This is a genomic window from Campylobacter concisus (assembly GCF_015230015.1).
In the GTDB taxonomy this organism is placed as follows: domain Bacteria; phylum Campylobacterota; class Campylobacteria; order Campylobacterales; family Campylobacteraceae; genus Campylobacter_A; species Campylobacter_A concisus_AF.
Genome location: NZ_JAAKZC010000005.1, coordinates 118,208 through 130,714, shown reverse-complemented (window position 1 = coordinate 130,714; position 12,507 = coordinate 118,208). Strand labels below are relative to the sequence as shown.

14 protein-coding genes are annotated in these 12,507 nt (G+C 38.7%); 7 read left to right on the top strand and 7 right to left on the bottom strand.

The features are described 5' to 3' along the window. Positions 1-161 precede the first annotated feature (161 nt). Genes G6W42_RS04325 through G6W42_RS04315 form a run of 3 tightly spaced genes read left to right on the top strand, consistent with a single transcriptional unit; the run spans position 162 to position 2,335 of the window. Positions 162-521, top strand: coding sequence for a hypothetical protein (locus tag G6W42_RS04325; RefSeq protein ID WP_194173089.1), 360 nt, complete (start codon positions 162-164; stop codon positions 519-521). A gap of 3 nt (positions 522-524) precedes the next feature. Next, entirely contained in the window at positions 525-1,568 is a 1,044-nt protein-coding gene (locus G6W42_RS04320) for a glycosyltransferase family 4 protein (RefSeq protein WP_194173088.1), read from the top strand. Further along, on the top strand, positions 1,565-2,335 hold the full coding sequence (locus G6W42_RS04315) for a polysaccharide deacetylase family protein (protein ID WP_194173087.1): 771 nt from the start codon (positions 1,565-1,567) through the stop codon (positions 2,333-2,335). Before G6W42_RS04320 ends, G6W42_RS04315 begins: the two co-directional genes overlap by 4 nt. Before the next feature lie 9 nt (positions 2,336-2,344). Here the strand turns inward: G6W42_RS04315 and G6W42_RS04310 are convergent, their stop codons facing one another. The 6 genes from G6W42_RS04310 to waaC are packed head-to-tail and all read right to left on the bottom strand — an operon-like array spanning position 2,345 to position 7,840. Beyond that, positions 2,345-3,142 carry a polysaccharide deacetylase family protein gene (locus G6W42_RS04310; RefSeq protein WP_194173086.1) on the bottom strand — a complete coding sequence of 266 codons (798 nt, stop codon included), beginning with the start codon at positions 3,140-3,142 and terminating at the stop codon, positions 2,345-2,347. Beyond that, positions 3,139-4,218 carry a glycosyltransferase family 4 protein gene (locus tag G6W42_RS04305; protein WP_194173085.1) on the bottom strand — a complete coding sequence of 360 codons (1,080 nt, stop codon included), beginning with the start codon at positions 4,216-4,218 and terminating at the stop codon, positions 3,139-3,141. Before G6W42_RS04305 ends, G6W42_RS04310 begins: the two co-directional genes overlap by 4 nt. Beyond that, the gene (gene rfaQ, locus G6W42_RS04300; protein WP_194173084.1) at positions 4,218-5,285 is read right to left on the bottom strand and encodes a putative lipopolysaccharide heptosyltransferase III; all 1,068 of its coding nucleotides are present in this window, start codon (positions 5,283-5,285) and stop codon (positions 4,218-4,220) included. The genes G6W42_RS04305 and rfaQ overlap by 1 nt, the downstream gene beginning before the upstream one ends. Then, positions 5,282-5,986, bottom strand: a complete 705-nt coding sequence (locus G6W42_RS04295) for a glycosyltransferase family 2 protein (protein ID WP_194173083.1) — start codon at positions 5,984-5,986, stop codon at positions 5,282-5,284. The genes rfaQ and G6W42_RS04295 overlap by 4 nt, the downstream gene beginning before the upstream one ends. Continuing rightward, positions 5,980-6,873, bottom strand: a complete 894-nt coding sequence (locus G6W42_RS04290; RefSeq protein ID WP_194173082.1) for a lipid A biosynthesis lauroyl acyltransferase — start codon at positions 6,871-6,873, stop codon at positions 5,980-5,982. The genes G6W42_RS04295 and G6W42_RS04290 overlap by 7 nt, the downstream gene beginning before the upstream one ends. Then, a complete protein-coding gene (gene waaC / locus G6W42_RS04285; protein ID WP_194173081.1) occupies positions 6,866-7,840 on the bottom strand; it encodes a lipopolysaccharide heptosyltransferase I in 975 nt (324 codons plus the stop codon). The genes G6W42_RS04290 and waaC overlap by 8 nt, the downstream gene beginning before the upstream one ends. A 63-nt stretch (positions 7,841-7,903) precedes the next feature. Here waaC and G6W42_RS04280 point away from each other — a divergent pair, with 63 nt between their 5' ends. The 4 genes from G6W42_RS04280 to G6W42_RS04265 are packed head-to-tail and all read left to right on the top strand — an operon-like array spanning position 7,904 to position 11,405. Beyond that, positions 7,904-8,914, top strand: coding sequence for a 3'-5' exonuclease (locus tag G6W42_RS04280; protein ID WP_194173080.1), 1,011 nt, complete (start codon positions 7,904-7,906; stop codon positions 8,912-8,914). A gap of 20 nt (positions 8,915-8,934) precedes the next feature. Beyond that, entirely contained in the window at positions 8,935-9,993 is a 1,059-nt protein-coding gene (locus tag G6W42_RS04275; RefSeq protein WP_194173079.1) for an NAD-dependent epimerase, read from the top strand. Then, positions 9,994-10,572, top strand: coding sequence for a DNA-3-methyladenine glycosylase I (locus tag G6W42_RS04270; protein WP_194173078.1), 579 nt, complete (start codon positions 9,994-9,996; stop codon positions 10,570-10,572). After that, the gene (locus G6W42_RS04265) at positions 10,572-11,405 is read left to right on the top strand and encodes a DNA ligase (RefSeq protein WP_194173092.1); all 834 of its coding nucleotides are present in this window, start codon (positions 10,572-10,574) and stop codon (positions 11,403-11,405) included. Before G6W42_RS04270 ends, G6W42_RS04265 begins: the two co-directional genes overlap by 1 nt. Here the strand turns inward: G6W42_RS04265 and G6W42_RS04260 are convergent. After that, positions 11,402-12,442 (bottom strand): LLM class flavin-dependent oxidoreductase, encoded by a 1,041-nt coding sequence (locus G6W42_RS04260; protein ID WP_194173077.1) that lies wholly within the window; start codon positions 12,440-12,442, stop codon positions 11,402-11,404. The genes G6W42_RS04265 and G6W42_RS04260 overlap by 4 nt on opposite strands. Positions 12,443-12,507 lie beyond the last annotated feature (65 nt).

Here is a 12,507-nt window from a genome sequence, read left to right as displayed (position 1 = left end):
AATATAGAGAAGGTGAGATGTCTGTAAAAGTTAGTTTTATAGATGTGCAAAAATATATTAAAAAATGTGTGGATAGTATTTAATTTAGAGTTTAAAAGATATCGAGATTATAGTTGCTAATGATGGTAACAATGATAGTATATTAGAAATTTTGAATTAATATGGTTATAAATAAATTTGTCTATGAAGATATAATCTCGATTTTAAAAAATAAAAATTTAGCTCTTGAAATGGTGCCTGATCTAGAGCTTAGAAAGATAAAAAGTGTCTATATGCCAGCTATTTCATCAAGGCCAAATTTAAAAAATGGTAGCTATGTAAAAGCGCTTGATCTTTTTTATGATGATATTGATAGTATTATAAGCTCAGCTGGTTTTTCAAAGCTTAGACTAAAACATAGAATTTTGATAAAAATGTTAAAAAATGTAAAATCATATGAAAATGTATCAAAAATTTTAAAAATCTTTAATACAATAAATGGCTTTTTATCAAATAAAAAAATGAAAGAATTTAAAGAGTAGAAAATGATAAACATACTTGAGCTTGAAAGCTCGCTTGGATTTGGCGGGCAAGAGCACCGCACACAGCGTGTTATAAATGGGCTAGATAAGAGCAAATTTAAGGTTTTTTATGGGTTAAATACTGGCTCAAAGAGCTTTAAAAAACAGATAGAGTGCGAATTTGTCGAGTTTAACCTTAAAAAATCTTTTAATATCTTTGAAATTTTTAAAATTTGCAAATTTGTAAAGCAAAATAATATAAAAATCATCTCAACTCACTCTGGCAAAGATGGAATTATAGGTGCCATAGTTAGTAAAATAACTGGTGCAAAGGTAGTTCGCACTAGACACTTACAAACTCCAATTAGATCGCCATTTAGTTACAATATAAATGATAAGATCGTTGTTGTCTCAAATGCTGTCAAGACTCAGCTTATATATCAAGGAGTGCAAGAACGCTTAATAGAGACTATCTATACTGGAGTTGATACTGATAAATTTACTCCACATTTTAAAAAAGATATAAGAGATCAACTTAATTTGCCCGCAAACTCTATTATAGTAGGCGTCGTAGCAGTACTAAGAGCTGCTAAAAATCATAAAATTTTGTTTGAAGCATTTAATGAGCTAAATTTGCCAAATACTTTTTTGGTCGTAGTAGGCGATGGCCCACAATATGAAAATTTACAAAATATAAAAACACCAAATATATTAATGCTTGGGAATAGAGCCGACGTGAGCGATTTTTTAGGTAGCTTTGATCTATTTGTTTTGCCATCAAAAATGGAAGCCCTTGGCACAGCACTGCTTGAGGCCCAGTCTTGCGCAGTGCCTTGTATAGGAAGCAATGTAGGCGGTATTGGGGAAGCGATAAAAGATAATAAAACAGGACTATTATTTGAAAATGACAACAAAGAGGAACTAAAAAAGGTGCTTGAAAGGCTTATTTTAGATGAAAATTTAAGAAAGCAGATGGGTGAGTTTGGCAGAGAGTACGTAAAAGAGGTATTTAGTATCGAAAAAATGATAGAAAACACACAAAATTTATATATGGAGCTTGTAAAATGAGCGTACCAATTTTGATGTATCACCATGTGCTTGAAAAGAGTGGTTTTATCGCTAGTAGCGTGGATGAGTTTAGATCGCATATGAAATTTCTAGCCGAAAATGGCTATAAAACGCTAAGTATAAATGAATTTATCGCATACAAAAAGGGTGAGCTTGAGGTGCCAAAAAAGAGCGTTTGTATAACTTTTGATGATGGCTGGATGGATAATTACATTTACGCCTATCCTATCGTGAAAGAATTTGGACTAAAAGCAAATATATTTATAATAACTGGCTGGATAGAGGCAGCGCAAAAAGCTCATGAGATGAGGCCTGCTAGTTTTTTAAACGTCGATCACAACGAGTGCAAGAAGCTTGCGCCAAGTAGGCCGCAAGATGTGATCTTAAATTTAGAGCAGATCGAGAGGATGAGTGAGTGCTTTTATTTTCATTCGCATACACATGGGCATTTTGATGGATATTTTGGGCAGCTTAGTTTGGACGAGGAATTTGGCCTTTGTCGTGAGTTTATGAAGAAAAATTTTGGTTTTGAGGATGACGCACTTTGCTGGCCAAGGGGTAAATATAATGACGAGTATCTAAGCGCTGCTAAAAAGCATGGATACAGTGCATTTTTCACGACAAAACGTGGCATAAACAAGGCTGATGGCAACTTAGAGGAGATAAAACGCATAGTGACAAAACGTGATGAAAAATGGCTTAAAAAGACTATGTTTATATATCAAAATGACTTTTTAGGATCTATTTATGCTTTTCTTAGGAGTTAGAACTAAGTATTATTTAAAACCTCTATTCCTAAAGTCTGAGTAAATTTTGCCTATAAATGGCGTTGAATATATAAAAAGCTTTTTCTTGACCCTAAAAATGTAGTCGCTCTCGCTCTTTGCGTTGTTTGAGATATCTATACGTCTTATCTTAAATTTATCATCTCCCACACAATATCCACCATCGATCACGCTAAAAGCAAAGTCATAATACTCTCTAACTATCCTTTGCGAAAGCTCGTTAAAATGCCCTTTTGGAAAGCAAAATCCAAATTCTTTTTTCTCTGGAAATAGCTCTTTTATCCTAGCAAATGAGCTAGAAAATTCCTCTCTTAACCTTGCTTCATCATCACTTCTGCAAGAGAAGTGGCTCGCTGTGTGGCTGTCAAATTCAAAAAGCCCACTCTCTTGCATCTGCCTGATCTCATCTAAATTTAAAAAATACTCCGTATCTTTATCGTAGTCGATATCTTTGTGCACTTTAAAGGGAAAATCATAATCCTGCCTTTTAAAATCCTTGATCTTATCTGTTATCAAGAAGCAAACAGCTGGGATATTTAGCTCTTTTAGTAGAGGAAAAGCAAATTTATAATTATCAAAATATCCATCATCAAAAGTTAGCAAAATGCTCTTTTTATGAGCCTTTTCTCGGCCTGCTACGATATCTTTAAACTGGCCATAATTTATAAATTTATAGCCCTCATCAAGCGCCATACGAAGAGCTTTTTTAAATAGCTCTGGCTTAATGGCAAAGTCATTTTTATTGTTGTTGCAGTGATGCACTGTTAGTATGCAAATTGGACTATTCATAGGCTCTCCAATAATCTCTTGATATATGTTTTTAGAATTTGTATGTCGTAATTCTCTTTGACAAAGGTGCTAGCATTTTCTGCGCATTGTTTGGCTAGCTCGTCATTTTGTATGTATGCATTTATCTTCTCCGACATATCTTGAGCGTCTAAAAATTTAGCGCACTGCCCTCTGTTCTGTGCGAGCAGGTTATTCATAGGGGCAATATCAAAAGCGACTATTGGGCGAGATAGGGCCATAGCCTCTAGTAAAGCCGTAGGAAGACCTTCTGTATGAGAAGGAAAGACGTAATAATCTATGCCTTTTACCACATTTGCAATATCGCTTCTAAAGTCAGTAAAAACTAATTTTTCTCTCACTGCATCATCAAAGATGTTTAAAATTTGATCTTTTGTATTTTTGTTGATGTTCCCGCCAAAAATGCCGTATATGTTGCTGTTTTTCTGCATAAGAATTTTTAGGGCATTTGCAAATTCAAAAACACCTTTTTGGCGACTAAGTGAGGAAAACATACCTACTGTTATCGCTTCTTTTGGGATGCTAAATTCGTCCCTAAATGTTGATCGCACCGCATTTAGAGCATTACAATCCACAAAAGTCGGGATAAAAAATATTTTTTCATTTTTTACGCCTATTTTTTGTAAAACTTTTGTTACATTAGGACTCACGCTTATGATCTTATCAAAAAGCGTGGTGTGCAAAAATTTACTTAAAAAGCCTCTTATCGGGAATTCATTGTGTCTCTCTCGTATAAATTTAATACTTTTTTTTCTAGTAAAAATTTTTGATATAGCAGCTACCCAGCTGTCTGTGGAGCCATTTGATATGACTACATCTATATTTTCTTGCCATAAAATTTTGCAAAATATCGGCACTGTTTTATAAAAATTTTTCTTATTCATCTCACATTCGATAACTTTAAAATTTTCTTCTCGAGCACGTTTTAAAATTTCGGAATTTGGATTACAAAATAATATTACATTGTGACCCAGCTCTTGTGCCGAATGCATTTCGTTTATCACTTTATTTTGTTGTCCGCCCCAGTTATAAAGCGTCTCTGTATAAAGTATATTCATTATTGTGATCCTAACTTTTCTTTTATCTTTTCTTTTATTTTTGGCATTTCATCACTAAAGTCCATTAGAGTTTTTTCTACATTATACTTCGTGATGCCTTCCTTATCGCAAGGCACAAAGTCCCAGTCCTTTTGATAGACGATGTGTTTGCCCATGCTTTGTATGCCATTTTGCGCTGTGTAGCCATTTTGCATCAAGCTATTATCCCATGGTCCCCATTCAAAAGCATTGCTTGGACCAAAAAAGGCGATCACTGGCACATCATTTGCTGCGGCTATGTGCATGATAGCAGTATCGACGCCTATAAAGAGGCTTGAGCTCTTTGAGATGGCGATCGTTTGTTTTAGGCTTAGCTTACCGCCTAAATTTATAGGCTCGCTTTTGCAGATTTTTAGCACGCTTGCAAGTTTATTTAGCTCATTTTCTTTGTTGTCGCTTGTCAGCACGACATTTATGCCAAGCTCATTTTCGCAGTAGTCGATGAGCTCAGCCATGCTCTCGTCGTTTGCGCATTTAAACATCCAGCGGCTTGTTAGATGCACATGCACAAAGCGTTTTGGTAAATTTAGATGCTCCACGCTCTCATCTGAAAAGACGCTTACTTTTTTGCTCACCGGCTCAAAACCCAGTGCTCTTAGCGCATTTAAATTTAGATCAACCGTGTGAGAGAAATTTTCGTAATATTTTGCTTTTACACTTAAAAGTTTATTTATTGCCTTATGCTTTCCTAAAAAGCCAACTATCTTTTTGATCTTGGCGTACTTTGCGATGATGACGCCGCGGTCTCCAGTGGTCGTTTGCACCGCCATATCGTACTTCTCTTTTTTGATCGCTCTTATAAATTTTAGCTCGGTCATTAGCTTTTTAAAAAAGCCAGAATTTGCACTTTGCCTATCATAAATGTGGATTTTATTTATGTAAGGATTGCCTTCTATCATCGCTTCCGTGCCCTTGTTTAGGGCAAAGTCGATGGTAGCGTCTGGATAGTAGTGGTGCAGGTTTTCAATGAGTGGTGTTGTTAAAAGCACATCGCCGATGTTTCTAAATTTAATCACAAGTATTTTCATTTTATATATTTCCAAAATGTGTATTGGGCATAAAGTCTAGCGATAACATAGCCAGCAAAGCCCTCTTTAAAGCCACCTTTTAGCACAAAAAGCTTAAAAAATGTCCAAGCTGGGCTCGTAAGTGCCTTAAATAAATTTCTCTTTGCGCCCATGCTTGAGTAGCGATTTTGCTTGGCGATAAACTGCTCGATGCTCTCATACGCGTAGTGCAAGAAGTGATTTTTAAGCGTCCCAAGTCTTTGCGAGCCATCATTTAAAACGACCTTTTCATGCACAGCTCTGCCATCAAATTTGGCAAAATTTTTATTAAATAGCCTCACCGTGTAGTCTGGATATAGCCCCATATTTTTTATCGCTTTGCCAAAGAAAAAATTTAATCTAGCTACGTTATATGCGCTAAATTTAGGCTCTTTTAGCGTGTCAATGATCTCCTCTTTTAGCTCACTTGTGATCACCTCGTCACTATCAAGCACAAAGACCCACTCGTTTTTGGCTAGATCCACGCCTTTTTGCTTTTGCGCGCCAAATCCAAGCCAAGCTTGCTCGTGAAATTTCACATTGCTAAAGCTATCACAAATTTGCCTTGTGCTATCTTTTGAGCCGCTATCAACCACGATGATCTCATCAACAAATTTAGCACTTTCTAGCACCTCTTTTAGGTACTTTTCGCTATTGTAAGTTAGGATTACGACGCTTAGCATTTATACTCATTTTCGTAAAATCTCTTAAACCTTTGGTGAAACCAAAAGTACTCCTCAGGCCTTGTTCTAACCATCTCTTCGCACGCGCTACACTGCATTTGCGTCGCTTTTTGTACGGCATCTTCTTTATCAAACGTGCTTATATCAATAGGCTCTTTAAAGCAAATTTCGCTTAAATTTTCGCCTTTTTGGTAGATAAATGCGTTTATGATTAAAGCATTTGTTTTTTGCGCTAGCAAGCTTGCAGCTGGCGTGTGAAGCACATCTTTACCAAAAAACTGCACCTTTATGCCATCTTTTGGTGCGGTGTTTTGATCGACCAAGATTCCAACCAAACGTCTAGCTTTTAGCGCTTTTAAGATATCTTTTGCACCGCCATCTTTATCGATGAGCTCCACGTCAAATTGCGATCTGTTGGCTCTTAAAATTTTATCCATGACGCTACTATCAAGCCTTCTGCCAAGTACCGAAACTGCGCCAAATCGTGCTGCCATCGCTAGACTAAATATCTCCCACTGTCCAAAGTGCGCGGTTGTGACGATGATAGGTCGGCCAGACTTCATCGCGTCAAGTAAAAAGTGCTCGTTTTTAAAAACAACTTGCTTAAGTATCTTTTGCTTTGTTGTGTTTTGGTTGAGGATGAAATTTATACCAAGATATTTTGCAAAGTTGTAGTAGCATTTTTTAGCGATTTCTAGCTTTTCCTCTTTACTCTTAGTCTCGCCAAACGCAAGGTTTAAATTTGTCATCACGATGTGAAATCTCTTTTTTTTAAGCTTCATAAACGCAAATGCTAGAAATTTAGCAAGCAAATTTTGAAGCGCAGTTGGGAGTAAAAATATAAGAAATTTTAATGTGTAAAAGCCAGCTAGATAGAGCCTATCCATTTAGCAGCCTTTTTGCAAAATTTGCAACCGTTTCAGGGTAAATTTCTCTTATACAAAAGTCGTTTTTATCGATACTTCTAGCATCTATTTGCTTACCCATATCAATGACAAGATTTTTGTCCGTTACGTAGGCATTGCGGTGGCTTGGTCGGTTACCAAAAAGCGTGATAGAAGGCCTATTTATCGCCCATGCAAGGTGCGTTAGGCCGCTATCATTGCCGATTACTAGATCGCAGCTTGCGATAAAATCTATCATATCTTTTATGCTTAGCTTTTCAAGCAGTTTTGCAGAGGTGCGCGAGATGATCGCCTCAGCTCTTGTTTTTTCGCTCTCACTCCCGTAGCAAAGATAAATTTCGCAACCATTAAGCAACCTGATCACATCTTTAAATTTGTCATAAATTTTGCTCTCTTCGCTTGCAAAGGCAGCGATTAAAACACGCTTTTTACCACTTTCATTTTTAAATTTCCCTACTATTTCAAAGCAGGGCGATTTTTTTAAAATTTCATCTCTATCAAAGCCAAAATTTAGAGCGTATCCAACAAGGCTTAGGTTTCTAACTATGATATTTTCGTTGTAGTCGATCTTAAATTTATGCTTATAAAGCCTTGCAGAAATTTTCTCTTTGACGCTCTCTTTGCTAAAGCCATAAATTTCTCTGCCAAGTAGTTTTGCGACGACGGCTGATTTAAAGAGCCCTTGCAAGTCGATGATCTTATCAAATTTACCAAGCGTTTTTATGATCTTGTAGCTCTTTTTAAAGCTCTCTTTAAGTGGTAAAACGACTAGCTCGTCGATTAGCGGATGGTCTTTTAAAAGGCTTGCAAAACGTGCATCAACTAGCCACGTGATGTGGGCATTTGGGCAGTGCTTTTTGATAAACTGAAGCACAATGGCTGCGTGCACGATGTCTCCAAGAGCGGAGAGCTTTACGATGGCTATTTTTAGTTGATTTTTATCTTGCATAAAACACTTTAAATATAAATTTTTGGTATGATTTTAAAAAAAAATGCTTAAAAAAGGGCTAAAATGGCGAAAAGTTACATCTGCGTCTTTGACTGCGAGACGATACCTGATGCAAATTTGATAAGAAAAATTTACGGCATTGACGGGAGCGACGAAGATGTGAGCATCCAGGCGATGGCCTTGCAAAAAGAGGCCAGTGGCAGCGACTTTTTGCCTGTGATGTTTCATAGAGTTGTGGCGATCTCTGCGGTGATGGCCGATGAGTATGGCAAATTTTTAAAAGTTAGCACGATGGAGGGCAAGGACGAGCGCGAGATCATCGCTAAATTTTTAAAATTTATAAATGACTACAATCCAAGGCTTGTTAGCTTTAACGGCCGTGGCTTTGACCTGCCTATGCTAATGGTGCGTGCGATGCGCTACAACCTAAACGCGGCGGCTTATTACGAGAGCGAAAACAAAGAGCTAAACAAAAACAAATGGGAAAATTATAGGGCAAGGTATTCGCCTAAATTTCACCTTGATCTGCTTGATTTTATAAGCGATTTTGGAAGTGTTAGAGGGCTAAAGCTTGATACGCTTTGCGCTAGCTTAAATTTACCTGGCAAATACGACGTGCACGGCGATCAGGTGCTTGAGCTTTACTACGCTGGCGAGCTTGATAAGATAAACGAATACTGCGAAAGCGACGTGCTTAACACCTACTGGCTATTTTTGAAATTTGAGCTTTTGCAGGCAAATATCTTGCAAGATGACTACATAAATCACCTAAATGTGATGAGCGAATTTCTAGCCAAAAACTGCGCTCACAGGGGATACACTGAGGTCTTTTGCTCTGCGATAAGCGACGAGCTAGAAAGAATTTCTGGCAAGCTAGACTACGAGATCAAGGTAGATAAAGAGGCTTTGGAATTTAGTGAATTTGATGATGTAAGGCCCATTAGCAAAGAGGAGCTAAACCGCGATATGCTTGGTGGTTTGCTTAAAAAAGCAAGCGATCTAAAGCCAAAAGAGCCAAAAGGCAAGACGCTTTTTGAAGAGAAAGTGCCTGAGATAAATTTAGACGACGAATAAGTCAAAATGAAAGGAAAAATATGAAAATTTTAGTAACTGGAACAGCTGGATTTATAGGATTTCACCTTGCAAATGCTCTTGTAGCACGTGGAGATGAGGTCGTTGGATATGATGTGATAAATGACTATTACGACGTAAATTTAAAGCTTGCACGCCTAAAAACGGCTGGTTTTGACGTGAGCGAGATAGACTACGGCAAGCTTATCACTTCAAAAACTCATACAAATTTAAAATTTATAAAAGCAGACCTTGCTGATGAAAAGACGATGAAAGAGCTTTTTGAGAAGCAAAAATTTGACGTGGTGGTAAATTTAGCCGCACAAGCTGGCGTTCGCTACTCGCTCATAAACCCAAAAGCCTACATCGACAGCAACATCACAGGCTTTATGAACATCCTCGAGTGCTGCCGCCACAATGAGATCAAAAACCTAGTCTATGCAAGCTCTAGCTCGGTTTATGGACTAAATGAAAACATGCCATTTTCTACGCACGAAGCGGTCAATCACCCTATAAGCCTCTACGCGGCGACCAAAAAGAGCAACGAGATGATGGCGCACACTTATAGCCACCTATTTAACGTGCCAACGACTGGACTTCGCTTTTTTACCGTTTATGGACCATGGGGACGCCCTGATATGGCGCTATTTTTGTTTGTTGATGCTGCGCTTAAAGATAAAACCATCGATGTTTTCAACTACGGTAAGATGAAGCGCGACTTTACCTACGTGGACGACATCGTAAAGGGCATTATTAAGTGCATCGACAACCCTGCTAAGCCAAATCCAGCTTGGAACGCAAAGCACCCAGACCCTGCCACTTCAAAAGCGCCGTTTAAAGTCTATAACATCGGCAACAACAGCCCAGTTGAGCTCATGGACTACATCAAGGCAGTTGAGATAAAGATCGGCCGTGAGATCAAGAAAAATTTTCTTCCACTTCAAGCAGGCGACGTGCCAGCGACATTTGCAGACGTGAGCGATTTGGTGGCTGACTTTGACTACAAGCCAAATACAAAGGTAAACGACGGCGTGGCTAAATTTGTCGAGTGGTATAGCGAGTTTTACGGGATTAAAATTTAAATGAGACGTTGCGAGTGGGCCAAGGGCGAGCTTGATATAGCCTACCACGATAATGAGTGGGGCAAGGTCATAAAAGATGATAGAAAATTTTTTGAGATGATAGTTTTAGAGGGCTTTCAAGCGGGACTTTCGTGGCATGGAGTGCTTCAAAAAAGAGAGGCTATGAGAGTGGCGTTTGACGGCTTTGACCCTGAAAAGGTCAAGCTTTATGGCGAGGCTGAGATAGCTAAATTTATGCAAAATGAAGGGCTCATACGTAATAGATTAAAACTAAATTCTCTTGCCACAAATGCCATTGCATTTTTATCAGTAACGCAAGAATTTGGCAGCTTTTATGACTATTTGTGGGGACATTTGCTAAAGAAATTTGACCCAAAATTTGACGGCAAACAGATCATCAATCACTATCAAAATATCAAGCAAGTGCCAGCTACTACGCCGATGTCTGACTTTGTGGCAAAGGAGCTAAAAAGGCGAGGGTTTAAGTTTCTAGGCTCTGTTAGCACCTATGCCTTTTTGCAAAGCGTGGGCGTGGTGGATGATCACATAGACTATTGTTTTTGTAAGTGCAAGGCTTGATTAGAATAATTTTTGCACTTTTGGTGCTTTTAAATTTTGCATTTTCTCTTGATCTGCTGCGCCTTAGCGAATTTAAAGATCAAAACGTCAGTGGCTGGCTAGCTAGCGAGAAGCTTGATGGCGTGCGCGCCTACTGGGACGGAGAGAATTTGCTCTCAAGGCATGGCAAAAAGCTAAATGTACCGCTAAGTTTTACTAAAAATTTCCCTAAATTTGCACTTGATGGCGAGCTTTACGCAAAGGAGCTTAAATTTGAAGAAATTCAAGCGACCGTGATGGATAAGCTGCCAGATGAAAAGGCGTGGAGTAGGCTAAAATTTCACATTTTTGACGTGCCAGAGGTGAGCGGCGGACTACTTGCCAGACTGGAAATTTTGGCTAAATTTCTAAAAAATGAGCCAAATGACAATTTAATCATCATAAAGCAGATAAAAATGCGCGATAACGCTCAATTTTTAAAATTTACAGAGGACATTATCGCAAAAGGCGGTGAGGGTGCAGTGGTGCGTGAGCCAAATGCGCCATACGAGCGAAAACGAAGTAAAAATGCGCTCAAATTTAAGAAATTTAAAGACGCCGAGTGCGAGGTTATCGCCGTGAATAAAGGCAGCGGTAAATACGCAAATCTTGCTGGCTCGCTTACCTGCAAAGCACTTGGTAGCAAAGAGGGCGAGCCAAAAGAGGGCACTATCTTTAAAATAGGCTCAGGACTAAGCGACAAAAATCGTCAAGAGCCCCCAAAGATAGGCTCTATCATCACATATAAATTTCAAAATTTAACGGCTAACGGCAAGCCAAGATTTCCTATATTTTTAAGGGTTAGAGAGGATTAAATTTGATCTGCGATCTCTTTTAACGCCCCAAAAGAGTCAAGCTGTGCCTTTTCATCAAAAATGAAGCTTTGAGCCATGATCTCATCGACTGCTAGTGCGTTTTGAAACTTTAAAATTTGCTCTTTAACGCTTTGTTTTGAGCCTATAAAAGAGCACGCCATCATCTCTTCCGTGACGCTTCTTTCTCTATTTTTTAGCTCTATCTGCCTAAAGTCGATCGGCCCAAAATGTGGAGCTTTGGCACCTGTTTTGTAAGACGCAGCAAATACTTCGTCGTTATCCTTTTTTGGTGGCTGCAAATACTCTTTTTCGCCAGTTACTACGTTTAAGAAAAACTGCGTTTGCGTGGTTGCCAAGCTCTTTGCTAGCTCGTCACTTTGGGCTATTATCACATTTGCTCCTGCGATGACATAGGGCGCTTTTAAAAAGGGCGATGGTTTGAAATTTTGACGATAAATTTCTACCGCTTTTTCTAGCGCACGTGGTGCAAAATGCGACGCAAAGGCGTAAGGCAGGCCAAACTCAGCCGCCACATATGCGCTATATATGCTTGAGCCAAGTATGTAAATAGGTGGAATTTTGTCTATTTTTGGATAGGCTTTCACGGCTCTTTTAGCGTTAAAATAATCCATTAGCTCGTTTATATGCATGTTAAATTCCATCTCTCTTGCGCCACGTCTAAGCACTGCAGCTGTCTCTTGGTCAGTCCCTGGAGCTCTGCCTAGCCCAAGATCGACGCGGTTTGGATATAGCGTCTCAAGAGTGGCGTACTGCTCGGCGATAGAGTAGGGGCTGTGGTTTGGTAGCATCACGCCGCCAGAGCCCACACGCAGGCTTTTTGTATGCTCTAATATGTGTGCGATGAGGAGCTGCGTGGCTGAGCTAGCTAAGTTTTTCATATTGTGATGCTCTGCAACCCAGTAGCGCTTTATGCCGATATCTTCGGCAAATTTAGCCAGTCTGAGGGCTGCATCTATGGCAGCTTTTGCATCACCGCCTTGTTTTATCGGTAGTAAATTTAAGATTGAGAGATTCATTTTTATCCTTTTTGTAGATGAGGGATTATAAAGATTAAATTTAAAATAGATTGTAAGTCTATTTT